Raw genomic sequence first — 25995 nt, 5'->3', positions numbered from 1 at the left:
CAAAAGTAGCTCAGCCGAGTGCGGATGCCGCCCCCTTGAGCACCAATCCGGCTCCGAGAGCCAGCACGACGAACGCCGACGCCAAGGGCATGGTCCTGCGCACCAGGGCGGTTACCGGGTGGGTGGTCCAGCGGGGACGCCCGTCCATCACCCGGTTGATTCCCGTACCCAGCTTGACGACCGCGAACCCGGCCGCGGTCAGGGTCAGGGCGAGCCCGATCCCGTAGGCGACGACGAGCAGCAGACCGAACCAGGCCTGGCCGAGGGCCGCCGCGCCGACGAGGACCACCACGGCGGACGGACTGGGCACGAGCCCGCCCGCGAAGCCGAGAAGGATCGTGCCGCGCAGGGTGGGGGCGGTGGGGTGTGAGTGGGTGAAGCCGCCGTGGGTGTGCTCGACCGCGTGCGGGTGGGCGTGGGCGTGCTCGTGGTGATGGTCGTGCCCGTGCCCGTGCTCCTCGCCATGCCCGTTGTCGTGATCGTGGTCGTGGGCGTGCGCCGGGGACATGGCTCCGTCGTGCGCGCCGACCAGTGCCAACGAGCGCTCCGGCGCCTCCTCGTGGCTGTGCGTGTGGCCGTGCGCGTGGGCGTGCCCGTGCGGATGGTCGTGGTGCGTGTGGGCCCGGGTGCGCCAGGCCCGTCGTACGAGGTTCACGCCCGCCAGGGTCACCAGGACGCCGCTCGCGATGCCCAGCCAGGCGATCACCGAGGGCGTGGCGGCCGAACCGGCGGTGACGAGCAGGCCCAGGGTGACGACGCCGAGGGTGTGGGTCACCGTGACCGAGGCGGCAAGGGGCAGGACGTCCTTCAGCCGGGCCCGGCCGCCGCGGGCCGCGGCCGTCGCGGCCATCAGGGTCTTGCCATGGCCCGGGGCCAGGGCGTGCATCGCGCCGAGGCCGATCGCGATGAGCAGGGCGAGGGCGGCGAAGCCGACGGTGAGGTCGTGCCGGGCGACCAGACCGTCCAGGGCCCGGGTCCACCGGTCGGCGCCGCGGGGCAGCACGGAGGCGGCCGGCGCTTCCTGCCGCTCACCGGTGAGGGCGGGCCCGCCGGGGCGCACCCGCAGCGAGGCGGTGGCGGTGTCGGCGGGGGAGGAGAGCAATTCCTTGGGATAGCGGGTGAGTTCGTGCGACACCGATTTCTTCGGGACGTCCGACGCGGCGAGGGTCATCCGGTCGCCGCGCGCGGTGATCTCCCGCCAGCCGGGCCCGGTGGACACCCCCGCGCTGTGGAAGCCGAGGGTGACCGCGGTGCCTTTGGGGAGCCGGGCGGTGAGCCGGCACTCCACGCGGAGGGTGTCGAGTCCGGCCTGTCCGGGCCGCAGCCGGGCGTGGCTGCTGTCGGCGGACAGTGCGGTGGTCCGGCCGTCGACGGTGACCTTGCTGCCCTCGGCGGCCTGCGTGCACCGCTGCCGGGCCCACTCGGTCATGCCCAGCCGCTTGATGTCGGGCTTGGCCTGGGTGGCCGGGATCTCGGCGAGGTCCTCGACGTGGTCGACGCGCAGCTGCCCGGGGGCGGCGACCAGACCGTCGTAGCGGTTGACGGTGAAGTTGCCGAGGGGGTGCGCGCTCGCGCTCGTGGCAGGGGCGAGCGCGAGCGCGCAGGCGGCGGTGAGCACGGCAGCGGCGGAGGCGAACAGTCGGCGACGGGGCTTCACTTGGCCGCCTCCGGGCCCTTCAGTGCCGTACGGGCCTTGGCCGCGCCCAAGGGGGAGAAGCCGGGGTTCAGCTTCAGAGCCGCCTGAAGGGAGGCGCGGGCGTCGTTCCTGTGGCCGGTGGCGAGTTCGATCATGCCGCGGTGGTAGCGGAAGGAGGCGTTGCGGTAGCCGGTGGCGGTGGCCCGCCGGGCATAGGGGAGGGCCTCCTGGTCGTGGCCGTTGACATGCAGGGCCCAGGCGAGGGCGTCCGCGGTGTGCACGGTGTGGCGGCGAGCCCATTCCGCGCGTGCGGCGCGCAGGGCCTCGGCCTTGTCGCCGTGGTCGGCGGCGGCCAGGGCGGTGTCGAGGTCGGCGTTGACGCCGTTGGCACGGGCGAGGGCGATCCATGCGTCGACCAGGGTGTACTGGTCGCCCGCCTTGGCCTTGTCCCCTTCGCCGCCGCGGGCCTCGTACAGCTCGCCGAGTTCGACGAGGGGGCCGGGCAGCGGATAGCGGGAGACGACGAGCTCCATGCCCTTGATGGCGTCGGCCCGGTCGCCGCTCGCGGCCTGCGCGCGGGCGCGGCCCTCCAGGGCGGGCAGGTAGTTCTCGTCGGCCGCCAGGGCACGGGCGTAGTAGGTGAGCGCCGTCCTGTAGTCGCCCTGGTTCCAGGCGAGCTGGCCGAGCTGGGCGGCGACGTAGGCGATGTCGCCCTTCGAGGTGGCGCCGGCCAGGGCCTGCTCCAGGACCTGGCGTGCCGCGCCGACCTCGCCGCGCAGTTCGCGGACATAGGCGTAGCGCGTGAAGACGGGCACTCCGGGGCGGCGCTCGTCGGCGGTGTCGGCGGCCTTCGACGCCTCGTCGTACCGGCCGAGTTCGACCAGGGCGTCGATACGGGAGGACAGGGCGCGTTCGCTGTAGGGGTTCTCCTTCAGGACCTTGTCCGCGTAGGTCAGCGCGCCCTTGAAGTCGTGCCGCGCGGCGGCGAGGGCGGCGCGGCCGCAGAGGGCCTGTTCATTGTCCGGGGACAGGGCCAGTGAGCGTCGCAGTGCCTTGTCCGCCTGCGGATAGCGGGACGGGTCGCCCTTGGTCCGCGCCTGTTCCACGTAGGCGAGACCGAGGGTGGCCCAACCGCCGTAGTCCTTCGGCTGTGATCGGAGATGGCTCTGCAGGGCGGCAATGCTCGCGTCCAGGCTCCCGCTGGTCAGCAACGCGGGGTCCACGGCAGTGGAGGCGGCCGCCACGGTTGCCGGCGCCCCGTCCCGCGCCGCCCCGAGGGCGATCGCCCCGCCGGTCATCGCCACGGCCAACAGGGCGGCACATGAGGCGAGTCGAGCGGCCTGCCAACGACGCCCGGCAGCCCCGACCCGCCGCACAGCCTCAACCCGCGCCTCGCTGACCGCGTCGCCCTCGGGGGTGCCCGTCGTTTCGGCACCCGGGGCGTTGGCCTCGGGAGCGCCCGTCGTTTCGGTGCTCGGGGGCTTGCCCTTGGCAGTGCCCGTCGCCCCGGCGCCCAGCACCTCGTCCCCGTCCATGGTCCGCGCCGCTTCGGCGTCCCCCGGGTCGGTGTCTGTGTCCACCGGCCGCGCGGCGGGCTCGTTGTCGTTCGTACGCGGGGACATGCCCTCTCCTAGGTCGCCTGGTCACTGCTGGTGGAGGTCGTGGGGTGGCGCGGCCCGCGCCGTGGGGATGTGGTGCGCGGGCCGCGCCAGTCGGTGGGGTGCGGATCGATCAGTACGGACGCTGCATACGACGGCGCCACCACGCGAGGGCGGTGCCGATCAGCAGGATCCCGGCCGCGCCCGAGGCCGCCGAGCCGGCGATCAGCATCGTGTTGTCGGAACCGCCGGACGACGAACCCGCCGGCTGCAGCGCGTCGCCGAGCTGGCTCTTCACATCCGTGCCGCTGGTCGTGCCCTTGGCGAGCGCACCGCGCGAACCGGAGGTCGGCTGGGCCACGTACGGGAAGTACTTCTCGAACTTCTTGTCGTTCTTGTCGACCGCGTCACCCAGGTCGTTCTTGGAGCCGACCAGTTCACCCTCGACCACCTGCAGGGAGGCGTCGATCACGTCGTCACTCAGCCGGCGGCCGTTGGGGAAGCCCGCGTTGTCGCCGTCGAGGACACCCAGACGCTTGGGGTGCATGGCCGGCGTGATGGAGGTGTTCAGCCGCAGTTCCTCCGAGGGCTTCACATACGGGGGCTGGTTGAGGCCCTTGACGCCCTTGAGGAACACGTCGACCAGGTCGTTGCGCGGCTCGGCCGGCGCCTTGATCTTGTAGATCGCCTCGATGAGCTTCGGCAGCTCGGGGTTGGTCACGTTCTTCAGGAACTGCGCGTCGTCCCACGGCGCGGACGCGTTGAACTTGTCCTTGTCCTTCTGCGGGTTGACGACCTCGTTCACCAGCGGATTGCCCAGCCGCGAGACCTGCGAGTAGTAGCCCTGCGCGTTCCTGCGCTGCGTCGTCGACCAGATGCCGACGATCGGCTGCTTCGACGACTCGCGGATCAGGTCGTTGGGGACCTGGAGGGCGATCGTGTTGACGTTGTAGCCCTTGAGCGTGTCCCGGCCGACCTCGGTGAGGTTGCCGCCGTAGAGCAGGTCGAAGACCCGCAGGTCCGCGAAGAAGGGGTCGTCGGCCTGGCCGGCGAAGGTCGCGGCGCCGCCCGCCGTCTTGTAGACGGCCTGGGAGCGCAGCTTGCCGTAGTCCGGCATCGACGCCTTGCCGACGTTCGACGGTGCCACCGGAACGTTGTCCGCCAGCTTGGTCTTCGAGACCACGTGCTGGTTCTTCAGCTTGACGAGGTCGATGTCGTACGTCTGCGTGATGTTGAGGTCCGGGTCGTCGAGGCTGGTGACCGGGCCCGTGTTGTAGAGGAAGGTGTTCTTGTTCTTGGTGTGCGTCTTGAACGTGTAGCGGAAGAGCAACTCGCCCTGCGCGTCGCCGTTGTTGTCGATGTGGATGTCGTACTGCGCGTCATCCGCGAAGGTGTAGAAGTTCGGACCGCCGGCCGGCTCCTCGAACGGGATCCAGTTCGCCACGATCGTCGTCGTGTCCGGCTTGTCCGGGCTGACGAACGCGTACAGGTCCGTGTTGTCGTACTGCGGGGTGCCCGAGATGAGCGGGGCCTCCCGGTGGGAGGAGGCGGAGGCCGCCCCCGGTTCCAGCGTGGCCACGCCGGCGGCTGCGAGCCCCCCGGCGGCCAGCGCACCACAGATGAGCGTGACGAGGCCCTTGCGTCCCGTGCCGCTCCTGGAGAATAGAGGTGTCATGCCGTCCGTCCTCAGTCCCAACTTGCTTGACGGACGGGTATACGGAGCGAGGGACCGGATCGGATTGGTCCGACGCAAAAAATCTTTTCTTCACATCCGACCCGCGTTTTCGGCAGTCTGATCCGTACCCCATCCGGAGGTGCGTTCGTTGCGAATCCCTGGTGTGAAAGGACGATCCGGGTGCGGCGGGGGAGAGGGGGCACGAGTGGAGGCTGACGAGTTGCTGGTGCTCGTGGCAGGCGGCGACCACAAGGCGTTCGAGGACCTGTACGGACTGGTGTCCGGGCCGGTGTTCGGGCTTGTACGGCGTGTGGTGCGCGACTCCGCCCAGTCGGAGGAGGTGGCGCAGGAGGTGCTGCTCGAACTCTGGCGCTCCGCCGCTCGGTTCGACCCCGGCCGGGGCAGCGCCCTGTCCTGGATCCTCACCCTCGCCCACCGCCGTGCGGTCGACCGGGTGCGCAGCGCCCGTGCCGCGGGCGAGCGGGAGCAGCGCGAGGCGATGCGCGCGGGGTCCCCCGCCTTCGACCAGGTGACCGAGGAGGTCGAGGCCGGACTGGAGCGCGAGTGGGTGCGCCGCTGCCTGGACCGGCTCACCGCACTCCAGCGTCAGTCCGTCACCCTCGCCTACTACGACGGCTATACGTACCGTGAGGTGGCCGAGCGGCTCTCTCTGCCGCTGGGCACCGTCAAGACCCGTATGCGCGACGGACTCACCCAGCTGCGCAAGTGCCTGGGAGGTGTCGCATGAGTGTCCTCGGCAAGCTCTTCCACCGCGAGGATCTGCACTCGCTCGCGGCCCCCTACGCGCTGGACGCCCTCGAACCCGGTGAGCGGCGCCGCTTCGAGAAGCACCTCGCGGACTGCGGCCGCTGTGCCGCCGAGGTGCGGACCCTGTCCGAGGACGCCGTGCGCCTCGCCTGGTCCACGGCCGCCCCGCCGCCGGCCGCGATGCGCGACCGGGTCCTGGCCGCCGTACGCGCGACTCCGCAGGAGCCCGGCCCCGCGCGCGAGCGCACACCCCAACTGCCGCCGCACGTCTGGGGCACGCAGCCCCCGCCGACACGCACCCGTACGCCCCGGGCGCGCCCCCTGTTCGTTCCGTTCGCCACGGCGACGGCCGCGGCGGCCCTCGTCGTCGCCGGGCTGTTCGCGGTCCAGGCCGACCGGACCCAGGGCAGGCTCGACGCCGAACGGGCCCAGGCGCGTGAGATCGCCCACGTTCTGGCCGCCTCCGACGCCCGCGCCGCCAGCAGCAAGGACGCGCGGGGCCGAAGTATCGGAGTGATCGCTTCCGCGTCCGAGGGGCAGGCCGTCGTCACGCTCAGCGGATATGGACAGCCGCCCGGCGGCCATGTGCACCAGCTCTGGCTCATGCGCCCCCATGTGCCACCGCGCTCCCTCGGGCTCTTCGAGGGTGACGCGCCCTTGGTGGCGGCCGGCCTCGGCAAGTCCTCGACGTCACTCGCAGTGACCGTCGAACCCGACGGAGGGTCAGCTCAGCCCACAACTCAGCCAGTTGTCCAACTCGCCCTGAAATCAGTTGGATTCGGAGAGTAATCGTCAACCCCTTTACGGGGAAGGTGAATCCTGTGACCGCGATACACGCGTGCCCGGTCGGGGAGATAGGGTTAGCCTGCCCGGGCCGGGTGGACTCGTACGGGTGGGGAGTGACATGGAGCAGATAACAGTGCGCAGCAGGGCGAGGGTCCCTGCGATCACCTGCGGGAGCAGCGCGACCAGTTCGCGCCTCGACCGCCATCTGTCGGTGCTGGGCGGTCCCGCCATACCGCAGCAGAAGACGGCCGAGGCGACCTCGCTGATGCGTGAGCTGACCGCGCGTGAGCCCGCCAAGCGCAGTGACCGGGGCGCGCGGATGCGCCACGTCTCCCTGTTCGCGCCGCTGCGTCGGCTGCGTCGCTCGCTGTTCGGCGGCAACAGGCACTGAGGGCCCGCGCTCAGGCCGCCACACCGTCCCGGCGCAGGGCTGCGATCTGGTCGTCCGTCATCCCCACGGCACGCAGCAGCGCCTCGGTGTGCTGACCGAGCGCGGGCACGTCCCCCATCCGTGCGTCGTCCCCGCCCGGCATGGTGATGGGGGGCAGCAGCGCACGCAGCGGCCCCACCGGCGATCCCACCTGCCGCCACCGCTCCCGGGCCACCAGCTGCGGATGCTCCGCCAGCTCGTGCAGATCCCTCAGGCGCGCGCACGCGATGCCCGCGCCCTCCAGCCGGGCCAGCGCCTCGTCGGCCTCCAGCGCGCCCAGCGCCTTGCCGACCAGCTCATCGGTGCGCCGCCGGTTCTCGACCCGCGCCGCGTTCGTCGCGAACGCCGGGTCCGTCCCCAGCTCGGGCCGCCCCATGACCTGCTCGGCCAGCCGCCGCCACTCCCGGTCGTTCTGCACCGACAGCAGTACCCGCCCGCCGTCCGCCGTCGGATAGGCGTCGTACGGCGCGATGACGGCGTGCGCGAGGCCGCTGCGCGCCGGGGGAGTTCCCCCGTGCATCGCATGGTGCAGGGGATGGCCCATCCACTCGGCGAGGGACTCCAGCATCGACACCTCCACCGGACCGCCCCGCCCGGTCGTCCCGCGCCGCACCAGCGCGGCCAGCACACCGGAGAAGGCGTACATGGCCGCCGCGATGTCCGCCGCCGGGATCCCCGCCTTGACCGGTTGCTCCGGCGTCCCGGTCACCGACACCAGCCCCGCCTCGCACTGCACGAGCATGTCGTAGGCCCGCTTGTCGGCGTACGGGCCCGACGCCCCGTACCCCGAGATGTCCACGGCGACCAGCCGCGGATGCGCGGCGCACAGTGTGTCCGCGTCCAGCCCGAGCCGGGCGGCGGCTCCCTGGGCGAGGTTCTGCACGAACACGTCCGCGTCCGCGACCAGCCGCCGTACGACGTCCAGGCCGCGCGGGTCCTTGAGGTCGAGGGCGATGGACTCCTTGCCCCGGTTGCACCACACGAAGTGCGAGGCGAGACCACCGGCGGCGGTGTCGTAGCCGCGCGCGAAGTCGCCGCCGTCGATCCGCTCGACCTTGATGACGCGGGCGCCCAGGTCGGCGAGCTGCCGGGTCGCGAAGGGCGCGGCCACGGCCTGTTCGACGGCGACGACGGTGATGCCCTCCAGGGGCAGGGGAAGTCGGTCCATGAGGTGGATCATGACTCGGGCGCGGCGCCTTTGTCAGTAGTCGACCACCGCATGTGACCTGGTGCTCAGTGGCCGCCGTGCGTGTACCGGCGGACCGCGAGCGGCAGGAACACCGCGGTCAGCACGGCGCACCAGGCGAGCGACCCGGCGACGGGGTGGGCCACAGGCCAGGCGGCGCCGTCCGGGACGGGCGCGTTGCCGAAGAGGTCCCGCAGCGCCGTGGTGACCGCGCTGATCGGGTTCCACTCGGCGAGCGCGCGCAGCCAGCCTGGCAGATTTCCGGTGGGGATGTAGGCGTTGGACAGCAGCGGCAGCACGAAGGACGAGGCGCCGAGCTGCCCGGCGGCGTCCTCGCTGCGGGTGAGCAGCCCGAGGAAGATCCCGATGCTCGTGCAGGCGAACCGGAAGAACAGCAGCAGACCCACCGCGCCCAGCGCCCCGGCCGCCGACCCCTCGACCCGCCACCCCACCGCGAGCCCCACCAGCAGCAGTGGCACGGTCCCCACCGCCGTCACGACCAGGTCCGCCACCGCCTGCCCGAGCGGCACGGCCGCCCGGCTCACCGGCATCGTGCGGAAGCGCTCCATCACACCCCGGTGCGCGTCCTGGGCGGCCTGGAACATCCCGGTCATGATCCCGCCGGCCGCGGTCGCCACCAGCAGCCCCGGCAGCAGGAACGAGCGGTACTCCCGGCCGGGCACGGCGAGCGCGCTGCCGAAGACATAGCCGAAGAACAGCAGCATGTTCACCGGCATCATCTGCGTCAGGATCGCGAGCCCAGGACTGTTGCGGACCCGCCGCAGCTGCCGCCCCACCATCACGCATCCGTCGTACGCCACCACACTCATGCCGCGAGCTCCTTGCCGTCCGTGGGGTCCGAGGTGAGCCGGAGGAAGACGTCGTCGAGAGTCGGCCGCCTGAGGCCGGCGTCGGCCAGCGGCACGCCCGCCGCGTCGAGTTCGCGCACGAGGCGGGGAAGCGTGAGCGTCGGATCGGTGCTGACCGCGCCGACGGCGCCGCGGTCGTGGTCGAACGCGGGCTCGGTTCCGGTGAGTTCGCCGAGCACGGTCGCGGCCCGCGCCAGGGCGTCGGCGTGGGTGACGACGACCTCCGCGTACGACCCGACGCGCGCCTTGAGCTCGGCCGGTGAGCCGGTGTGCGCGACCCTGCCCCGGTCCACCAGGGCGATCTCGTCGGCGAGCTGGTCGGCCTCCTCCAGATACTGGGTGGTCAGCAGCACCGTGGTGCCGTCCGCCCTCAGCTCGCGCACGGCCTGCCATATCCCGTTGCGGCCGGCCGGGTCGAGCCCGGTGGTGGGTTCGTCGAGGAACAGTACGTCGGGCCGGCGGACGAGGCAGGCCGCGAGGTCCAGCCTGCGCCGCATCCCGCCCGAGTAGGTCGAGGCGGGCCGGTCGGCGGCCTCGGCCAGCCCGAAGCGCTCCAGCAGCTCACCGGCGCGCCCGGCCGGTCCGCGTACCCGGTGCAGCCGGGCGAACAGCCGCAGGTTCTCCCGCCCGGTCAGATCCCCGTCCACCGAGGCGTACTGCCCCGTGACGGCGATCCGGCGCCGCACCGCCGCCGCGTCCCGTACGAGGTCGTGTCCCGCGACCCGGGCCGAACCCGCGTCCGGCCGCAGCAGCGTGGTGAGCAGCCGTACGGCCGTCGTCTTTCCCGCCCCGTTCGGGCCGAGCAGCCCGCAGACCGTGCCCTGCGCGACGGCCAGATCCAGCCCGCGCAGGGCGTACACAGCGCCGAAGCGCTTCTCCAGACCCTCACTGAGTACAGCGTACGTAGTAGCCATGCGGCGACCATAGCGCACTGCGTACGGTGTACGTAACTAGCATGGTGGTCGAGGTGATGACCGATGGCAGTCCGAGGGGCCGAACCCGAGGTGATCTGGGCGCGCCCCGAGCGCACGGGCCGGGGTCCGAGACCGGCGTACACTCGTGCCGACGTCGCGGCCGCCGCCGTCCGGATCGCCGACGAGCGCGGGCTGGACGCGGTGTCGATGCGGCACGTCGCGGCCGAACTGGGGTGCGGCACGATGTCGCTGTACAACTACGTCCCCCGCAAGGAGGATCTGTACGAGCTGATGGTCGACGCGGTCAGCGCCGAGCACGAGCTCTGGGAGCCGGGCGGCGACTGGCGGGCCGACATGCTTCGGGTCGCGCACCAGACCCGCGCCCTGATGCACCGCCACCCCTGGGTGCCGCGCCTGATGTCCCCGGTCTACGGCTTCAGCCCGAACGCCCTGCGCTACCTCGAACACTGCCTCGCCTGCCTGGACCCCCTGGAGGCGTCCTACGGCACGAAGATGGAACTCGTCGCGATGCTCAACGGCGTGGTGACGACGTACGTCAGGAACGAACTCGAGACCGCCGAACGCACCCGCTCCCTCCCCTGGTCGGAGGACCAGGAGAACGCGGCCCGCATCGCCTACCTGGGCAGCCGTATTGCCACGGGCGCGTACCCGCACATGGCGGCGGCCTTCATGGAGGACCAGGGCCCGATCGACCTGGAGGCGGTGCTCGCACGGGCGTTGAACCGGGTACTCGACGCGTTCGACGTGGAGCGCGGCAGCCGGTGACTGTGCGGGGACGGCCTGGAGGGGAGCCGGCCCTCGGTGAGCGTCAGACCAGCGTGAACTGGCCCTCCGGGCCCTCCTCGTGGTGGTCAAGGACCGAGGCGGGGCCGCGGGAGGCGTCCGGGACCGGGAGTATGCCGGCCTTGTGCAGTGCCGTGGCCGTGAGTGGGGCCGTCATGCGCAACTCGGCCTGTTGGGGGCGGTGTTCGGCAAGTAGCGCCAGGACCGTGATGAGCTCCAGCAGTTCCGACGTCCATGGTTGCGGCCAGGTCGTCGGGCGGATCGCGGTCAGGGTGCCCGGCTCGGGCGGCGTGGTGCGGGTGGTGAACCACTGCTCCAGGACCCGGACTCCGGCCACCTCGAAGTCCCAGGCCTCGGGCGGTACGGGGGAGATACGGCCCTCGTCGAGGTGGAGGGTCTCCTCGTCGCGGTCGTAGTGCAGGGTGAGGGGGAGGGAGGGGAGCGGCGCGCGGACGTACGGGCGGCGGCCGCCGGGGAGTTTGGGGCGCTCGCCGTCCCGCCGCATCAGCCAGAGCAGCCGACGGCCCGACTCCACGCCCCGCGACCAGAGTTCGGCGTCCTCGGTGAGGGGGACCGTGAGGTCCGGGCGTACCGTCGCCATGACCCACGCGAGAAAGTCCACCGGGGTGGGGGACAGACCGAGGCGGGAATCCAGGTGCTCGAGCAGGCCCGGCGCCAGATTGGGTTCCGTGCCGCCGGGGCGGCGGTACAGCGGGCGGATGCGGCCGGGGCGCAGGACGGGCAGCAGCGACGTCGCCAGCAGGGGCGGGCCCGGGGTGTCGGCGGGCGACTCCACGGCGAACACCTGGTGCTCGTCCGCCACCCGCCACAGCTCCGGGCGGGCCGTGTCGATCAACCGGTGGTCCGGGATCAGCCACTGCTCGTCGAAGGGCGCCGCGAGCACGCGTACCGGCTTCGGGCACGGCCCCGAAGCACGCACCAGCTTCTCCGTGCCGCTGGACTGTCCCGGCAGCTGACCCACCGCGGAGTGCAGCGTGCGCGAGCGCGTGGGCTCGAACAGGGCCTCCCGGTCGGGGCCGTCGGCCTTGAGCAGGGCGTCCCAGCGGGCCTTCAGGCAGGCCGCGTCGGGCGCCGTCGGCCAGGCGCGGCCCGGCCGCAGGGGTGCGACGGACCACGGCATGAGGTCCGCGAGCAGCGGAGCGTCCTCGTGCGTCACGCTGGGCATGGTACGACCTGCCGGTCCGGGGCGGGTCAGGTGGCGTCCAAGGTCACCGTGAAGGAGAAGCGGTCCCCCCGGTAGTGGATGACGGCCACGTCGAGGACACGGCCGTCGGTGTCGTACGTCACACCCGTGTAGTGCAGGATCGGGCTGAGCAGCGGGACTTGGAGCAGCCGCGCGGTGTCCGGGTCGGCCAGCCGGGCCTCGACCGTGTCCGTGATGCGGCTGATGTCCGCCCCGACGACATCCCGCAGCACCTTGGTCATCGGCCAGCGGACCAGATCGTCCAGGTCGATGCGCGCGGCCAGTTCGGGACGGATGTGGTTGCGGGCGTGGTTGGTCGGCTCGCCGGTCTTCTCGTCGCTGCGCAGCCGGTGGTACGACGCCACCTCGGCCAGATCCGGGAAGTACTCGGCGAGTTCCGCCGGCACGGGCCCGGTTCCGTGGTCCAGCAGCTCGGTCGTCATACCGGACTGCTGGGCCACGATCGCGTCCACCGAGCCCAGCAGACGCACGGGCGCGCCCCGCTGGACACCGGGCTCGATGAACGTCCCGCGCCGCCGGTGCCGGCTGATCAGCCCCTCGTCCTCCAGCTCCTTCAGCGCCTGCCGCATGGTCAGCACACTGACGCCGTAGTGCTCCGCCAGCCGCTCCTCGGTGGGCAGGCGCAGCGGGTCCCGCGGCGAGCGGCCGAGTATCGAGGCGCGCAGCGACTGCGACACCTGATACCAGAGCGGCAGCTTGCGGTTCAGGACGATCGAGTCCGGAGCGAAGGAGGTCACTGGGTCATCCGTACCTGGAGCGAATCATCAGTGCAAGGGGCGGAAGTGCCGCTCGAGGCCCTGCCACACGTCGTCGTATCCCTGCTGGAGGTGGTCCGCCCCTGCCGCGTGGGGCGTGAGCGTCACCGGCCAGCGCGTCTCGAACATGAACGCGAGCCCGTCGTCGACCTTCTGCGGCCGCAGCTCGGCCGCGCTCGCCCGGTCGAAGGTCTCCCGGTCCGGTCCGTGCGCCGACATCATGTTGTGCAGCGAACCCCCGCCCGGCACGAAACCCTCCGCCTTCGCGTCGTACGCCCCCTCGATGAGCCCCATGTACTCGCTCATCACGTTGCGGTGGAAGTACGGCGGCCGGAAGGTGTCCTCGCCCACCAGCCAGCGCGGCGCGAAGACCACGAAGTCGACGCCGGCCAGGCCCGGGGTGTCGGACGGGGAGGTGAGGACCGTGAAGATCGACGGGTCGGGGTGGTCGTACGAGATCGTGCCGATCACATTGAAACGGCGCAGGTCGTACACGTACGGGAGATAGTTGCCGTGCCAGGCGACCACGTCGAGCGGCGAGTGGTCGTACGTGGCCGTCCAGAGGTTGCCGCAGAACTTGTTCACCACCTCCACCGGGCCCTCGACGTCCTCGTAGGCGGCCACCGGCGCCCGGAAGTCCCGGGCGTTGGCGAGCCCGTTGGCGCCGATCGGGCCGAGGTCGGGCAGCCGGAAGGCGGCGCCGTAGTTCTCGCACACATAACCCCGGGCGGAGGCGTCGAGCAGCTCCACCCGGAAGCGCACCCCGCGCGGGATCAGCGCCACATGTCCGGGCTCCGCGTGCAGCAGCCCGAACTCCGTGCGCAGCAGCAGCCCGCCGCGCTCCGGGACGATCAGCAGCTCCCCGTCCGCGTCGCTGAAGACGCGCTCCATTGAGGCGTTGGCGTGGTACAGGTGCACGGCCATACCGGCGCGCTGGGTCACGTCGCCGTTGCCGCCCAGGGTCCACAGGCCCGCGAGGAAGTCCGTCCCGGCCGGCGGCTCGGGCAGCGGGTTCCAGCGCAGACGGTTCGGGTCCGGCTCGGTCTCGGCGAAGGGACCCGTGCGGATCGCGCCGTTGTCGGTGCGGGTGAACGCGGGGTGCGCGGCCGAGGGGTGGATGCGATACAGCCAGGAACGGCGGTTGTACGCCCTGGGCTCGGTGAAGGCCGTACCGCTGAGCTGCTCCGCGTACAGCCCGAGCGGAGCCCGCTGTGGCGAGTTGCGGCCCTCGGGCAGGGCGCCCGGCACCGCCTCCGAGGCGTGTTCATTGCCGAATCCGGAGAGGTGGGCCAGTGTCTCGGCGGTCTTCCGCGCGTCCCCGCTCATGATCGCTCCCTTGCGAACCCGATTCCTATGCAACACCGTAGGATTGCGATTTCGTCGGCGCAAGAGGGTTGTGGTCCTCCGCCTCGGGACCGACCGGAACCAGACCTCAGGGGGATCCGGTGGTCCGAACGGTGTTCTAGTCTCCCCGGCATGTCATGGACGCGCGGATTTCGGGCCACCCTCGCGGTCTGCGTCCTGCTGCTGACCGGAACGACGGGTTGCGGAACAGGCGAGGCGCACGAACGCGAGGACGGGGACTCGCCCTCACCGGTGGGCAGAGTCCTCGGCGAGACGGACGGCCAAGGGCGGCACTACCGTGAGGTCGGCAAGAAGGGGGCGCCCGACGTCGACGTCGAGGTGGCCCCGGACGCCGCCGGCAACTGGGACGTCCGGCTGACCGTCCGCAACTTCCGCTTCTCACCGGCCGGCACGAAGGCCGAGCCGACGGCCGGCCGCGGCCTCGCGTACCTCTTCGTGGACGGCGGCCTGGTCACCCGGCTGCGCTCCCCCGAGTACCGCCTCGCCCCCCGCCTCGTCCCGCACGGCACGCATCACGTCACGGCCCGCCTCTACGCGGACGACGACACGGTGTGGGCCGTACGCGGCAAGCCGGTGGAGAGCACGGCCGACATCACGGCGTCGGGGGCGGAGACGGAGACGGGGGCGACGCCGGCCACGAGCGGTGCGACGGGCGCGACGGCCCGATGAGTGCAATGGCCACCTTCCTCCGTACTCAGGGGCGATGTTCACCGGACCCCGGCGGAAAGGCATCATGAAGCCCGTGCCCCATGCATCGCTTCGCCGAGCGCCCGTCCAGCGGCGCAGTGCCGAACGGCTGACCAGGATCCTCGACGCCTGCGCCGACCTCCTCGACGAGGTCGGCTACGACGCCCTGAGCACCCGGGCCGTGGCGCTGCGCGCCGGTGTGCCCATCGGCTCGGTCTACCGCTTCTTCGGCAACAAACGGCAGATGGTGGACGCGCTCGCCCAGCGCAACCTGGAGCGGTACAGCGAGCGTGTCACCGAGCGGCTCGGGGACGGGGGCAGCGATGACTGGCGGGCGGCCATGGACGCCGTGCTCGACGAGTACCTGGCCATGAAGCGCACCGCGCCCGGCTTCTCCCTCGTCGACTTCGGCAACCAGATCCCGGTCGGAGCCCGCCATACCGAGCCCAACCACCGTGTCGCCGACCGCCTCACCGACCTGCTCTCCGGCTACCTCGGCCGCACCCCCGACGACGAACTGCGCCGCACCTTCCTGATCGCCGTGGAGACCGCCGACACGCTGGTCCACCTCGCCTTCCGGGTGGACCCGCAGGGCGACGAGGCGATCATCGCGGAGACCCGGGAGCTGCTGCGGGCGTATCTGGCGCGCGTGCTGGACTGAACCGTCCGATTCCGGACCCCTTTCCGAGAGGCCTCCCCATTGGGCATACCGGTCGGTATGCTCGGCCCGTCCGTGCGCCACCGCAGCCGCGCCGCCGCCACCCGGGAGGACCCGTGTCCCGCACCGCCCTGCGAATCTGCCCCCTGTGCGAGGCCACCTGCGGGCTGACCCTCACCATCGAGGGCACCCGTGTCACCGGCGCCCGCGGCGACCGCGACGACGTCTTCAGCAAGGGGTTCATCTGCCCCAAGGGCGCCTGCTTCGGTGCCGTGGACGGCGACCCGGACCGGCTGCGCGCACCCCTGGTCCGCAAGGACGGCGAACTGCGCGAGGCCACCTGGGAGGAGGCGTTCGACGCGGTGGCCGCGGGCCTGCGTCCGGTCGTCGAGCGGTACGGCCCCGACGCGGTCGGAGTCGTCCTCGGCAACCCGAATGTGCACACCATGGCCGGCGCGCTGTACCCGACGGTCCTGCTCGGCGCCCTGCGCACCCGCAGCCTGTTCACCGCCTCCACGGTCGACCAGATGCCCAAGCACGTCTCCAGCGGACTCCTGTACGGCGACGCCAACGCCGTCCCCGTGCCCGACCTCGACCACACGGACCATCTGCTCCTCATCGGCGCCAACCCCCTGGAGTCCAACGGAAGTCTGTGCACCGCCCCCGACTTCCCCGGCAAGCTCAAGGCGCTCAGGGCCCGCGGCGGCACCCTCACCGTCATCGACCCGCGCCGCACCCGCACCGCCAGACTCGCCGACCGGCACCTCGCGATCCGCCCCGGCACCGACGCGCTGCTGCTCGCGGCGATGACGAACGTGCTCTTCGAGGAAGGACTCGTCGAGCTCGGCGAGCTCGCCCCGCATGTGCAGGGGCTGGACGAACTCCGGGACGCGATACGGGACTTCACCCCCGCGGCCACGGCGGAGGCCTGCGACGTCGACGCGGACACGATCCGCGCCCTCGCCCGTGAACTCGCCGCCGCCCCCACCGCCGCCGTGTACGCCCGCATAGGCACCTGCACGGTCCCGCACGGCACCCTCGCCAGCTGGCTCGTCGACGTCCTCAACATCCTCACCGGCAACCTCGACCGGCCCGGGGGCGCCCTCTTCCCGCAGGCCGCCACCGACAGGACCCCCCGGCCCGCCGGACCCGGCCACGGCTTTGCCCTGGGCCGCTGGCACTCCCGGGTGCGCCGGCACCCCGAGGCCAAGGGCGAGCTGCCGCTGTCCGCGCTCGCCGAGGAGATCGACACCGCCACCGAGGAGGGCGAGCCGGTCCGCGCCCTCATCTCCATCGCCGCCAACCCCGTCCTCTCCGCCCCCGACGGCGACCGGCTCGACAAGGCCCTGGACTCCCTCGACTTCATGGTCAGCGTCGACCCGTATCTGAACGAGACCTCGCGCCACGCCCACGTCGTACTGCCCCCGCCGCCGCCCTCGCAGAGCCCGCACCACGACTTCGCCTTCAACACCCTCGCCGTGCGCAACCAGGTCCGCTACGCCCGCCCCGCCGTCCCGCTGGAGCCCGGCCGGATGGCCGAGTCCGAGATCCTGGCCCGGCTGATCCTGGCCGTTGTCGGCATGAGCGGCGCCGCCCCTTCGTCCGTCGACGACATGGTGATCGACCAGACCCTCGGCAAGGCGGTGCGCGAGGAACACTCTCCCGTGTACGGCCGGGACCCGAAGGAGCTGGCCGCACAGCTCACCGGCGCGACCGGTCCCGAGCGCCGGCTCGACATGATGCTGCGCCTCGGCCCCTACGGCGAGGGTTTCGGCGTACGGCCCGACGGGCTGACCCTGCGGCAGCTGCTCGACCACCCGCACGGCATCGACCTCGGCCCGCTGCGCCCGCGGCTCCCGCAGCCGCTGAAGACCAGGAGCGGCAAGGTCGAGCTGCTGCCGCAGCCGATCGCGGACGACCTGCCCCGGCTGCGGGAGGCGCTGGCCCAGCGCCCCGACGGGCTGGTCCTCGTCGGCCGCCGCCATCTGCGCTCCAACAACAGCTGGATGCACAACGTGCCCGCCCTCACCGGCGGCACCAACCGCTGCACCCTGCACATCCACCCCGAGGACGCGGACCGCCTGGGCGTGCGCGACGGGGCCGACGTACGGGTGAAGGGGGCCGGGGGAGAGGTGGTCGCCCCCGCCGAGATCACCGACGGCGTCCGGCCGGGCGTCGTGAGCCTGCCGCACGGCTGGGGCCACGACCGCCCCGGAATCCGGATGAACCACGCGGTCCTGACTCCCGGAGTCAACGTCAACCAGCTCCTCGACGGCAGCCTGCTGGATCCGCTGTCGGGCAACGCGGTCCTCAACGGAGTGCCGGTCGAACTCACCGCGACGCCGTGACCCGACGTCGTCGCACCGCCGGCTCGGGGTGGGATCTGCGGCCTCGTTGAGCCGGCGGGGTGATGTACGAGGGGGCGCGCGGCGCCGTTCCCGTGCGACGGAGCGCGGATGTGAAAGGGAGTCAGATGATGAGAGGCGTATGACAAGCATCTGACGGAGGGCCGGCATGTCGACTTCGTCCCTGCCCCGCAGAGCCGCCGCATGGACGGCGCTCACCGTAGCGGGGACCGTCCTCCTCGGTCCGCCGGCCGAAGCGGCCCCCGGTGATGACGGGGACATCGAGATCCATGTGCTGGGCACGGCCGTCGCCACGTATCTCGACGGGCCGAAGGCCTGCAGCCTCTACCTCGACGCGGTCGACTTCGACGAGGCCGAGGGGATCGACTGGACGATCGAGCCGCAGCCCGCGAGGCGGGGGGCCGTCACTTTCTCCAGTTCCCTGGCGCTCGTCGACGGTGCCGGAACCTCCGACAACCTGCTGCTGCCCGCCGCGCAGTACAAGCTGACCTGGACCGCCGCCCAGGGCAAGGGCGCGAGCGGGCGCAAGGTCTTCAAGGTCGACTGCCCGACCGGGCCCGGCGGTACGCCCGGCAGCAGCCCGAGCGGCACACCGGGTGGCGGCAGCGGCGGGCCGGGGGCGGCAACGGCGGTCCGAAGGGCGGCTCGCCCGCCGACGGCTCCGGACCGCCCCGCGACAACCCCTTCAGCCCGGTCGCGGGCTCCGCCGCCGTGGGGCTGGCCGCGGTCGGCGGGGCTGCCTGGTTCAGGCTCCGTCGCCGTGCCCGCGAGCCGCACACGACAGCCGGCACCCGCTGAATCGCGCCGTCCGTTTCCCTGCCCACCTGGCGTAATACGGGTATTCGGGCGCGTGTCTTCCCCCGGCCGCACACATTCCGTTAACTTCCGTGACTCACAGGCCCCGTTCGACCCGCACGCGGCCTTCCATCACGGAGCACCGGCACCAGCGCTCTGGACAGCCCCCGGGGGCAGCAGCCATGACACGCGCCATCTCCCTGCACGACGTGAGCAAGTCCTACACGCGAGGCGTTCGCGTCGTGGACCGGCTGTCGCTGGACATCGCGCCGGGGGAGTTCCTCGTCCTGCTCGGACCCTCCGGCTGCGGCAAGTCCACGGTCCTGCGCATGATCGCCGGACTGGAGGACATGGACGAGGGCGAACTGCTGCTGGACGGTGAGTACGCCAACGATCTGCAGCCGTCCGCCCGGGACATCGCGATGGTCTTCCAGAACTTCGCCCTCTACCCCAGCATGACCAGCCGGGACAACATCGGCTTCCCGCTGCGCATCGAGGCCCCCGGCGCGGACCCGCGCCCCCGGGTGGACGCCACCGCCCGGCTGCTGGGCATCGAGGACCTCCTCGACCGCTACCCCAGCCAGCTCTCCGGCGGCGAACGCCAGCGGGTCGCCATGGGCCGGGCCATAGCCCGCCACCCCTCCGCCTTCCTGATGGACGAGCCCCTGTCCAACATAGATGCCAAGCTCCGCAACCATCTGAGGGCCGAAATCTTCCAGCTCACCAGGGAGTTGGGGGTCACCACGGTGTACGTCACGCACGACCAGGCCGAGGCGATGTCGCTCGGCGACCGGGTCGCCGTGCTGCGCGGCGGAGTGCTTCAGCAGGTCGGCGACCCACGCACCGTGTACGCGCTCCCGCGTAATGTCTTCGTCGCCGCCTTCATCGGCATCCCGCGCATCAATCTGCTGCGGGGAGTCGTCCGCGCCCCGCTGGACGGGGCGATGACGATCAGCCTCGGCAAGCAGGCCCTGCGGCTGCCCGAACCGCTCAGCACGGACCACCGGCTGCTGCGGGTGCAGCAGGGCCGCGAGGTGATCGTCGGACTGCGTTCGGAGGCCGTCCGCATCGCCAAGCCCGCCTCCGCCCGGCCCGGCGAGGTGCCGATCAGCGGGCTGGTGGAGCACGTGGAGTTCCAGGGGCACGAGGTCCTCGTCCACTTCAACACCGGTTCCCGCCCGGCCGTCGTACCGGAGTTGGAGGCCCCGCGCCCGGCCGTCCGTCCCTCGCGGCGCCGTCGTCGTGAGGGCCCGACGGTGCTGGAGCGGCTCAGGGAGCGGGCCGGTGCGCTGCGCGCCGGGCCGGTGGTGGTCCTGGAGCACCCGGCGGACGCCGAGCCCGGACCGGTGCCCGCGGAGGGCCGACTGCCCGGCGACCTCGTCGTGCGCACCACCCCCGACATCAGCCTCCGGCACGGCATGCAGGTCCCTCTCCTGGTCGACATCGCCCATCTCTTCGTCTTCGACCAGCACGGCGAACGCATCTGCCCGTCCCCGGCGCGGCTGCCCGACCTGGAGGAGTGGGCCCACTAGGGATGGGGCATGCGCAAGCCCCTCACCCCCACTCGGGCCGCCCTCACCACCGCCGCCCTCACCACCGCCGGCCTTCTGCTGGCCGCCGCCCCGACCGCCCACGCCACCCTCGCCGACGCCGATGCCCACGCTCCGGCGCGCGGAAAGCCGTACATCGAGACCCGGCTCCTCTTCGGCACCGCGCGCCCGGACGGCGGCCCGGCCGTCACCGACCGGCAGTTCATGGCCTTCGTCGACAAGGAGGTCACCCCCGACTTCCCGGACGGGCTCACCGTGCGGGACGTGCGCGGGCAGTGGCGGGACGCGCACGGCACGATCGAGCGGGAGCGGTCGTACGAACTGGTCCTGCTGTATCCGGTGGGGCGGGCCGACGCGAACGACCGGAGCATCGAGGAGATCCGGCGGGCCTACGAGAAGGCTTTCGGCCAGGAGTCGGTGGGCCGGGTGGACGAAGGGGCTCAGGTCGACTTCTGATATTCCGGAGCATCCCGTGTTTCCGGAGCGTTGAGCATTCCGGAGCGTCGGGTGTCCGGGAGCGTCCGGTCACATCTGGCGCTGGAAAACTAACACCGCTAGTTTGAGTGTCGGACGACGCAGCCCCGCCGGGAGGAAGCAGCATGAAGTCACACGACGGCCTGTACATCGACGGCGCCTGGCGCCCCGCCGCCGGCCGGGACGTGATCGAGGTCGTGAACCCGGTCGACGAGCAGGTCATCGGCCGGGTCCCGGCCGGTACGGCCGAGGACGTCGACACCGCCGTACGGGCCGCCCGTGCCGCCCTCCCGGCCTGGGCCGCGACCCCGCCGGCCGAGCGGGCCGCACGGCTGACCGCGCTGCGGGACGTGCTCGTGGCCCGCAAGGACGAGATCGCCGAGACGGTCACCGCGGAGCTGGGCGCACCGCTCCCGTTCTCGCAGACGGTCCACGCGGGCGTGCCGATCGCGGTCGCGGGCTCCTACGCCGAACTCGCCGCGACCCACGTCTTCGAGGAGAGGGTCGGCAACTCGACCGTCCACCACGAACCCGTGGGCGTGGTCGGCGCGATCACCCCCTGGAACTACCCCCTCCACCAGATCGTCGCCAAGGTCGCCCCGGCCCTCGCCGCGGGCTGCACCATCGTGGTGAAGCCGGCCGAGGACACCCCGCTCACCGCCCAGCTCTTCGCGGAGGCGGTCCATGAAGCGGGCGTCCCCGCGGGCGTGTTCAATCTGGTCACCGGCCTCGGTCCGGTCGCCGGACAGGCCCTCGCCGAGCATCCGGACGTCGACCTGGTCTCCTTCACCGGCTCCACCGCGGTCGGCCGGAAGATCGGCACGGTGGCGGGCGCGGCCGTCAAGAAGGTCGCCCTCGAACTCGGCGGCAAGTCCGCCAACGTCATCCTGCCCAGCGCCGACCTCGCCAAGGCGGTGAACGTCGGCGTCGCCAACGTCATGTCCAACTCCGGCCAGACGTGCAGCGCCTGGACCCGCATGCTGGTGCACACCGACCGGTACGAGGAGGCGGTGGAGCTCGCCGCCGCGGCCGCCGCCAAGTACGGCGACCGCATCGGCCCGGTCGTCAGCGCCAGGCAGCAGGCCCGGGTGCGCGGTTACATCGAGCAGGGCCTCGCCGAGGGTGCGCGTCTGGTCGTGGGCGGCGCCGAGCCCGCGCGCGAGACCGGCTACTTCGTCAGTCCCACCGTGTTCGCGGACGTCACCCCCGAGATGACGATCGCGCAGGAGGAGATCTTCGGCCCGGTCCTCACGATCCTCCGCTACGCGGACGAGGAGGACGCCCTGCGCATCGCCAACGGCACGGTCTACGGCCTCGCGGGCGCCGTCTGGGCCGGCGACGAGACGGAGGCGGTGGCCTTCGCCCGCCGCATGGACACCGGCCAGGTCGACATCAACGGCGGCCGCTTCAACCCCTCGGCCCCCTTCGGCGGTTACAAGCAGTCCGGTGTGGGCCGGGAACTCGGCGCGCATGGACTCGCCGAGTACCTCCAGACCAAGTCCCTCCAGTTCTAAGGGAGTTCCGAGTCATGGCCGTACGTGCCGCCGTCCTGCCCGCCATCGGCGCCCCGCTGGAGATCACCGAGGTCGAGCTGCCCGACCCGGGCCCCGGACAGGTCCGCGTCCGCCTCGCCGCCGCCGGGGTCTGCCACTCCGACCTCTCCCTGTCCGACGGCACCATGCGGGTGCCGGTCCCGGCCGTGCTCGGCCACGAGGGCGCGGGCACCGTCGTCGCCGTGGGCGAAGGGGTCACCCACGTATCCCCAGGCTCCCAGATCGTCCTGAACTGGGCACCCTCATGCGGCAGTTGCCACGCCTGCTTGCTCGGCGAGGTCTGGCTGTGCGGCAACGCGCTGGGCGGTGCCGCCGACGTCTACGCCCGCACCGTCGACGGCACCGACCTCCACCCCGGTCTCAACGTCGCCGCGTTCGCCGAGGAGACGGTGGTCGCCGCCTCCTGCGTGCTGCCCCTGCCGGAGGGCGTGCCGCTCGCGGACGCCGCCCTCCTCGGCTGCGCCGTCCTCACCGGCTACGGCGCCGTCCACCACTCGGCGCGGGTCCAGCCGGGCGAGACGGTCGCGGTGTTCGGCGTGGGCGGAGTCGGCCTCGCCACCCTCCAGTCGGCCCGGATCGCGGGCGCCGCGCGGATCGTCGCGGTCGATGTCTCTCCGGAGAAGGAGGAGCTGGCGCGTGCGGCCGGCGCGACCGACTACGTCGTCGCCTCCGAGAACACGCCCAGGGAGATCCGCGCCCTCACCGGCAAGCAGGGTGTCGACGTCTCCGTGGAGTGCGTGGGCCGCGCGGTCAGCATCAGGGCCGCGTGGGACTCCACCCGCCGCGGCGGCCGGACGACCGTGGTCGGCATCGGTGGCAAGGACCAGCAGGTCACTTTCAACGCCCTGGAGATCTTCCACTGGGGCAGGACCCTGTCCGGCTGTGTGTACGGCAACTCCGACCCGGCCCGGGACCTCCCCGTGCTCGCCGAGCACGTACGGGCGGGCCGACTGGACCTGGGCACGCTGGTGACGGAACGGATCGGACTCGAGGGAATCCCGGCCGCGTTCGAGAACATGCTGGCGGGGAAGGGCGGCCGGGCGCTGGTCGTGTTCTGACGAGGTGGTCAGGAGACGCTCTCGGCCGAACATGGGCGGAGCCATGTCGGCCGACGGGCGTGCAACCCCTCAGGGGCGCGGGGAACTGCGCGACCAGCCGCAACGGAGCCGCACCCGGCACATCACAGAACCCCCCACCTCCGTAGCCGGACTCAGCACCAGGCCCGCCACTCGACCCCGAACAGCTCGGAGAGCACCCGCTCCCCCGACGGAGTCACCTTCACCGCCCGCTCGGAGCCGATCCGTACGCACCACCCCGCCTCCAGGGCATGGCGGCACAGTGCCGCGCCCGCGACCCCCGCGAGGTGGGGCCGGCGTTCGGTCCAGTCGAGGCAGGCTCGGGCCAGGGGGCGGCGCCCGGTGCGGTCGAGGGTGATGCCGGCCGCGCCGAACCAGTCGAGGCCCGCCTCGGTGAGCGCGAACCCGGTGTCCTGGCGGAGCAGCCCGCGCTCGGTCAGCGCGTCCGTGAGTGCGATGCCGAGCCGCCCGGCGAGGTGGTCGTAGCAGGTGCGCCCGCGTGCCATGGCGGAGCCCGCGGTGGACTCCCGCAGGGTGCGCGGGCGCCGGGCCACGGGTGCGACATGCGCGGCCAGGTCCTCGATCAGCTGTGCCGCCCGGGCGTCGGCCAGCCGTACGTACCGGTGCCGCCCCTGCCGCTCCTCGGTGAGCAGTCCGCCCGCGACCAGCCTGCCCAGGTGCTCGCTCAGCGTGGACGCGGTGACGCCCGCGTGCCGGGCCAGCTCACCGGCCGTCCAGGCCCGCCCGTCCAGCAGCGTCAGCAGACACGCGGCCCGCGTCTCGTCCGCGATCAGCGCGGCCAGTGCCGCGAGTCCGCGCGCCTGCGGGTCCTTGGTGGTCATGCACCCAGGATGCGGCACCGACACTTCGGCGGCCGCCGAAGTGTCGTTACGCGGTCGGTCCGACCTGTGCGTACTGCTGGGCCAGCCCGTCCAGCAGCGCCGTCAGACCCGTCTCGAAGGCGCGCTCGTCGATCTTCTCCTGCTGCTCGGCGAGGAGGTGGGCCTGCCCGAGGTGCGGGTAGTCGGAGGGGTCGTACGCGGTCTCGTCGTCCACGAAGCCCCCGGCGAACGAGCCGAGCGCGGAGCCCATGATGAAGTACCGCATCAGCGCGCCGATGGAGGTGGCCTGCGAGGGCGGCCAGCCGGCGCCGACCATCCCGCCGTAGACGGCGTCGGCGAGCCGCAGTCCGGCGGGGCGGCGGCCGGGCCCGGTGGCCAGGACCGGGACGATGTGCGGGTGGTCGCGCAGGGCGGACCGGTAGGAGACGGCCCAGTCGTGCAGCGCGGTCCGCCAGTCCCGGCCGTCCTCGAACATCGACAGATCGACCTGGGCGCTCACCGAGTCCGCGACCGCCTCCAGGATCTCGTCCTTGGTGCGGAAGTGGTTGTAGAGCGAGGGCCCGCTCACCCCCAGCTCGGCGGCGAGCCGGCGCGTGGAGACGGCCGCCAGGCCCTCCGCGTCCACGAGCTCTCGTGCCGTCTCGATGATCCGGTCGGTGCTGAGGAGGGGCTTGCGCGGTCGGGCCATGGCGCACATAGTAGGGCTGCACCTTGAAACTAGCAGTGCTAATTTAAATGTACGGCATTCAGGTCCGCCGTGCGTTCCGTCAACCGTGGGGTGATCTCGTCGTGAACCTGGAGCTCAACGAGGAGCAGACCGCCGTCCGGCAGCTCGCCCGGGACTTCGTCGAGCGGGAGATCGCCCCCAACGTGGTGGCCTGGGACCGGGCCGAGGAGGTCGACCGGGGCATCGTGAAGAAGCTCGGCGAGGTCGGCTTCCTCGGGCTGACCATCGACGAGGAGTACGGCGGCTCGGGCGGCGACCACCTCGCGTACTGCCTGGTCACGGAGGAGCTGGGCCGGGGCGACTCCTCGGCCCGGGGGATCGTGTCCGTCTCCCTCGGCCTCGTCGCGAAGTCCGTCGCGGCCTGGGGGAGCGAGGAGCAGAAGCGCCGCTGGCTGCCCGGTCTGACGTCCGGCGAGTACGTCGGCTGCTTCGGCCTGACCGAACCGGGCACCGGATCCGACGCGGGCAACCTCGCCACCCGGGCCGTGCGCGACGGCGAGGACTACGTCGTCAACGGCACCAAGATGTTCATCACGAACGGCACCTGGGCCGACGTCGTGCTGCTCTTCGCCCGCTCCACGGACGCCCCCGGCCACAAGGGAGTCTCGGCCTTCCTCGTGCCCACCGACACCCCGGGCCTGACCCGGCACACCATCCACGGCAAGCTCGGCCTGCGCGGCCAGACCACCGCCGAACTGGTCCTGGAGGATGTACGGGTCCCGGCCTCGGCGATGCTGGGCGAGGAGGGCAAGGGCTTCACGGTCGCCATGTCCGCGCTCGCCAAGGGGCGTATGTCGGTCGCCGCGGGCAGCGTCGGCATAGCGCAGGCCGCTCTGGACGCGGCCGTACGGTACGCCGGCGAGCGCGAGCAGTTCGGCAAGCCCATCGCCCGCCACCAGCTGGTGCAGGAGCTGATCAGCGACATCGCGGTCGACGTGGACGCGGCCCGGCTGCTGACCTGGCGGGTCGCCGACCTGATCGACCGGGGCCTGCCCTTCGCCGTGGAGTCCTCCAAGGCCAAGCTGTTCGCCTCCGAGGCGGCCGTCCGCGCCGCGAACAACGCCCTCCAGGTCTTCGGCGGCTACGGCTACATCGACGAGTACCCGGCGGGCAAACTGTTGCGCGACGCCCGGGTGATGACCCTCTACGAGGGCACCAGCCAGATCCAGAAGCTGCTCATCGGGCGGGCGCTGACCGGAGTCTCGGCGTTCTGAGTACCTCTTTGAGTACGTCGGCGGATGGTCCCGGAGGCCGCG

General features: G+C 72.1%; 23 protein-coding genes. 12 read left to right on the top strand and 11 right to left on the bottom strand.

Annotated elements, in window-relative coordinates; translation table 11 throughout:
• Positions 1–10: 10 nt before the first annotated feature.
• The 3 genes from N8I87_RS08630 to N8I87_RS08620 all read right to left on the bottom strand — a co-directional run bounded on the left by N8I87_RS08630 (position 11) and on the right by N8I87_RS08620 (position 4909).
• Positions 11–1657 carry a HoxN/HupN/NixA family nickel/cobalt transporter gene (locus N8I87_RS08630; RefSeq protein WP_263207035.1) on the bottom strand — a complete coding sequence of 549 codons (1647 nt, stop codon included), beginning with the start codon at positions 1655–1657 and terminating at the stop codon, positions 11–13.
• On the bottom strand, positions 1654–3258 hold the full coding sequence (locus N8I87_RS08625) for a tetratricopeptide repeat protein (protein ID WP_263207033.1): 1605 nt from the start codon (positions 3256–3258) through the stop codon (positions 1654–1656). The genes N8I87_RS08630 and N8I87_RS08625 overlap by 4 nt, the downstream gene beginning before the upstream one ends.
• A gap of 109 nt (positions 3259–3367) precedes the next feature.
• Complete coding sequence (locus tag N8I87_RS08620; RefSeq protein ID WP_263207032.1) at positions 3368–4909, bottom strand: DUF4331 domain-containing protein; 1542 nt, start codon at positions 4907–4909, stop codon at positions 3368–3370.
• Positions 4910–5114: 205 nt separating this feature from the next.
• Between N8I87_RS08620 and N8I87_RS08615 the strand changes: the two genes are divergently transcribed.
• The 3 genes from N8I87_RS08615 to N8I87_RS08605 all read left to right on the top strand — a co-directional run bounded on the left by N8I87_RS08615 (position 5115) and on the right by N8I87_RS08605 (position 6854).
• Complete coding sequence (locus tag N8I87_RS08615) at positions 5115–5657, top strand: sigma-70 family RNA polymerase sigma factor (RefSeq protein WP_263207030.1); 543 nt, start codon at positions 5115–5117, stop codon at positions 5655–5657.
• Positions 5654–6466, top strand: a complete 813-nt coding sequence (locus tag N8I87_RS08610; RefSeq protein WP_263207028.1) for an anti-sigma factor — start codon at positions 5654–5656, stop codon at positions 6464–6466. The genes N8I87_RS08615 and N8I87_RS08610 overlap by 4 nt, the downstream gene beginning before the upstream one ends.
• Before the next feature lie 115 nt (positions 6467–6581).
• Positions 6582–6854: a hypothetical protein gene (locus N8I87_RS08605; RefSeq protein ID WP_263207026.1), complete on the top strand. Its 273-nt coding sequence runs from the start codon at positions 6582–6584 to the stop codon at positions 6852–6854.
• A gap of 10 nt (positions 6855–6864) precedes the next feature.
• Here N8I87_RS08605 and N8I87_RS08600 read toward each other — a convergent pair whose 3' ends face one another.
• The 3 genes from N8I87_RS08600 to N8I87_RS08590 all read right to left on the bottom strand — a co-directional run bounded on the left by N8I87_RS08600 (position 6865) and on the right by N8I87_RS08590 (position 9862).
• Positions 6865–8061, bottom strand: coding sequence for a CaiB/BaiF CoA transferase family protein (locus N8I87_RS08600; RefSeq protein WP_263207025.1), 1197 nt, complete (start codon positions 8059–8061; stop codon positions 6865–6867).
• A 65-nt stretch (positions 8062–8126) separates the two neighbouring features.
• Positions 8127–8909 carry an ABC transporter permease gene (locus N8I87_RS08595; RefSeq protein WP_263207023.1) on the bottom strand — a complete coding sequence of 261 codons (783 nt, stop codon included), beginning with the start codon at positions 8907–8909 and terminating at the stop codon, positions 8127–8129.
• Complete coding sequence (locus tag N8I87_RS08590) at positions 8906–9862, bottom strand: ATP-binding cassette domain-containing protein (RefSeq protein WP_263207022.1); 957 nt, start codon at positions 9860–9862, stop codon at positions 8906–8908. Before N8I87_RS08590 ends, N8I87_RS08595 begins: the two co-directional genes overlap by 4 nt.
• Positions 9863–9925: 63 nt before the next feature.
• On the opposite strand from N8I87_RS08590, the gene N8I87_RS08585 reads away from it, so the two are divergent.
• Positions 9926–10648: a TetR/AcrR family transcriptional regulator gene (locus N8I87_RS08585; RefSeq protein ID WP_263207020.1), complete on the top strand. Its 723-nt coding sequence runs from the start codon at positions 9926–9928 to the stop codon at positions 10646–10648.
• Positions 10649–10691: 43 nt separating this feature from the next.
• Here N8I87_RS08585 and N8I87_RS08580 read toward each other — a convergent pair whose 3' ends face one another.
• The 3 genes from N8I87_RS08580 to hmgA are packed head-to-tail and all read right to left on the bottom strand — an operon-like array spanning position 10692 to position 13972.
• Positions 10692–11852 (bottom strand): type ISP restriction/modification enzyme, encoded by a 1161-nt coding sequence (locus N8I87_RS08580; protein ID WP_263207018.1) that lies wholly within the window; start codon positions 11850–11852, stop codon positions 10692–10694.
• A gap of 26 nt (positions 11853–11878) precedes the next feature.
• The gene (locus tag N8I87_RS08575) at positions 11879–12628 is read right to left on the bottom strand and encodes a GntR family transcriptional regulator (RefSeq protein ID WP_263207016.1); all 750 of its coding nucleotides are present in this window, start codon (positions 12626–12628) and stop codon (positions 11879–11881) included.
• A gap of 27 nt (positions 12629–12655) precedes the next feature.
• On the bottom strand, positions 12656–13972 hold the full coding sequence (gene hmgA / locus N8I87_RS08570) for a homogentisate 1,2-dioxygenase (protein ID WP_263207014.1): 1317 nt from the start codon (positions 13970–13972) through the stop codon (positions 12656–12658).
• A 150-nt stretch (positions 13973–14122) separates the two neighbouring features.
• Between hmgA and N8I87_RS08565 the strand changes: the two genes are divergently transcribed.
• From N8I87_RS08565 to N8I87_RS08535, 7 genes are all read left to right on the top strand, one after another.
• Positions 14123–14680, top strand: a complete 558-nt coding sequence (locus N8I87_RS08565) for a hypothetical protein (protein ID WP_263207012.1) — start codon at positions 14123–14125, stop codon at positions 14678–14680.
• A gap of 64 nt (positions 14681–14744) precedes the next feature.
• A complete protein-coding gene (locus tag N8I87_RS08560) occupies positions 14745–15359 on the top strand; it encodes a TetR/AcrR family transcriptional regulator (RefSeq protein WP_263207011.1) in 615 nt (204 codons plus the stop codon).
• Positions 15360–15472: 113 nt separating this feature from the next.
• Positions 15473–17704, top strand: a complete 2232-nt coding sequence (locus tag N8I87_RS08555) for a molybdopterin oxidoreductase family protein (protein ID WP_263207009.1) — start codon at positions 15473–15475, stop codon at positions 17702–17704.
• 995 nt (positions 17705–18699) lie between these two features.
• Positions 18700–20049: an ABC transporter ATP-binding protein gene (locus N8I87_RS08550; RefSeq protein ID WP_263206995.1), complete on the top strand. Its 1350-nt coding sequence runs from the start codon at positions 18700–18702 to the stop codon at positions 20047–20049.
• A gap of 9 nt (positions 20050–20058) precedes the next feature.
• Positions 20059–20523 carry a DUF3574 domain-containing protein gene (locus N8I87_RS08545; protein WP_263206994.1) on the top strand — a complete coding sequence of 155 codons (465 nt, stop codon included), beginning with the start codon at positions 20059–20061 and terminating at the stop codon, positions 20521–20523.
• Between the two features lie 143 nt (positions 20524–20666).
• The gene (locus tag N8I87_RS08540) at positions 20667–22055 is read left to right on the top strand and encodes an aldehyde dehydrogenase family protein (RefSeq protein WP_263206992.1); all 1389 of its coding nucleotides are present in this window, start codon (positions 20667–20669) and stop codon (positions 22053–22055) included.
• A gap of 14 nt (positions 22056–22069) precedes the next feature.
• Complete coding sequence (locus tag N8I87_RS08535; protein ID WP_263206990.1) at positions 22070–23152, top strand: Zn-dependent alcohol dehydrogenase; 1083 nt, start codon at positions 22070–22072, stop codon at positions 23150–23152.
• A 152-nt stretch (positions 23153–23304) separates the two neighbouring features.
• Here the strand turns inward: N8I87_RS08535 and N8I87_RS08530 are convergent, their stop codons facing one another.
• A complete protein-coding gene (locus N8I87_RS08530; protein WP_263206989.1) occupies positions 23305–24012 on the bottom strand; it encodes an ArsR/SmtB family transcription factor in 708 nt (235 codons plus the stop codon).
• Between the two features lie 46 nt (positions 24013–24058).
• Positions 24059–24700 carry a TetR/AcrR family transcriptional regulator gene (locus tag N8I87_RS08525; protein WP_263206987.1) on the bottom strand — a complete coding sequence of 214 codons (642 nt, stop codon included), beginning with the start codon at positions 24698–24700 and terminating at the stop codon, positions 24059–24061.
• A 101-nt stretch (positions 24701–24801) separates the two neighbouring features.
• Here N8I87_RS08525 and N8I87_RS08520 point away from each other — a divergent pair, with 101 nt between their 5' ends.
• Positions 24802–25953: an acyl-CoA dehydrogenase family protein gene (locus tag N8I87_RS08520; protein ID WP_263206985.1), complete on the top strand. Its 1152-nt coding sequence runs from the start codon at positions 24802–24804 to the stop codon at positions 25951–25953.
• Positions 25954–25995 lie beyond the last annotated feature (42 nt).

This window comes from Streptomyces sp. HUAS 15-9 (genome assembly GCF_025642155.1).
GTDB lineage: Bacteria > Actinomycetota > Actinomycetes > Streptomycetales > Streptomycetaceae > Streptomyces.
Note: the sequence above shows the minus strand (reverse complement) of the source record. Positions and strands in the feature narration are given on the sequence as shown.

Bases quoted from the DNA above. Each gene is read 5' to 3' on its own strand.
- N8I87_RS08605 (WP_263207026.1), top strand. From the start codon at position 6,582: ATGGAGCAGATAACAGTGCGCAGCAGGGCGAGGGTCCCTGCGATCACC.
- N8I87_RS08565 (WP_263207012.1), top strand. From the start codon at position 14,123: ATGTCATGGACGCGCGGATTTCGGGCCACCCTCGCGGTCTGCGTCCTG.
- N8I87_RS08620 (WP_263207032.1), bottom strand. From the start codon at position 4,909: ATGACACCTCTATTCTCCAGGAGCGGCACGGGACGCAAGGGCCTCGTC.
- N8I87_RS08595 (WP_263207023.1), bottom strand. From the start codon at position 8,909: ATGAGTGTGGTGGCGTACGACGGATGCGTGATGGTGGGGCGGCAGCTG.
- hmgA (WP_263207014.1), bottom strand. From the start codon at position 13,972: ATGAGCGGGGACGCGCGGAAGACCGCCGAGACACTGGCCCACCTCTCC.
- N8I87_RS08600 (WP_263207025.1), bottom strand. From the start codon at position 8,061: ATGGACCGACTTCCCCTGCCCCTGGAGGGCATCACCGTCGTCGCCGTC.
- N8I87_RS08625 (WP_263207033.1), bottom strand. From the start codon at position 3,258: ATGTCCCCGCGTACGAACGACAACGAGCCCGCCGCGCGGCCGGTGGAC.
- N8I87_RS08525 (WP_263206987.1), bottom strand. From the start codon at position 24,700: ATGGCCCGACCGCGCAAGCCCCTCCTCAGCACCGACCGGATCATCGAG.
- N8I87_RS08580 (WP_263207018.1), bottom strand. From the start codon at position 11,852: ATGCCCAGCGTGACGCACGAGGACGCTCCGCTGCTCGCGGACCTCATG.
- N8I87_RS08530 (WP_263206989.1), bottom strand. From the start codon at position 24,012: ATGACCACCAAGGACCCGCAGGCGCGCGGACTCGCGGCACTGGCCGCG.
- N8I87_RS08535 (WP_263206990.1), top strand. From the start codon at position 22,070: ATGGCCGTACGTGCCGCCGTCCTGCCCGCCATCGGCGCCCCGCTGGAG.
- N8I87_RS08585 (WP_263207020.1), top strand. From the start codon at position 9,926: ATGGCAGTCCGAGGGGCCGAACCCGAGGTGATCTGGGCGCGCCCCGAG.
- N8I87_RS08550 (WP_263206995.1), top strand. From the start codon at position 18,700: ATGACACGCGCCATCTCCCTGCACGACGTGAGCAAGTCCTACACGCGA.
- N8I87_RS08610 (WP_263207028.1), top strand. From the start codon at position 5,654: ATGAGTGTCCTCGGCAAGCTCTTCCACCGCGAGGATCTGCACTCGCTC.
- N8I87_RS08545 (WP_263206994.1), top strand. From the start codon at position 20,059: ATGCGCAAGCCCCTCACCCCCACTCGGGCCGCCCTCACCACCGCCGCC.
- N8I87_RS08590 (WP_263207022.1), bottom strand. From the start codon at position 9,862: ATGGCTACTACGTACGCTGTACTCAGTGAGGGTCTGGAGAAGCGCTTC.
- N8I87_RS08540 (WP_263206992.1), top strand. From the start codon at position 20,667: ATGAAGTCACACGACGGCCTGTACATCGACGGCGCCTGGCGCCCCGCC.
- N8I87_RS08560 (WP_263207011.1), top strand. From the start codon at position 14,745: ATGAAGCCCGTGCCCCATGCATCGCTTCGCCGAGCGCCCGTCCAGCGG.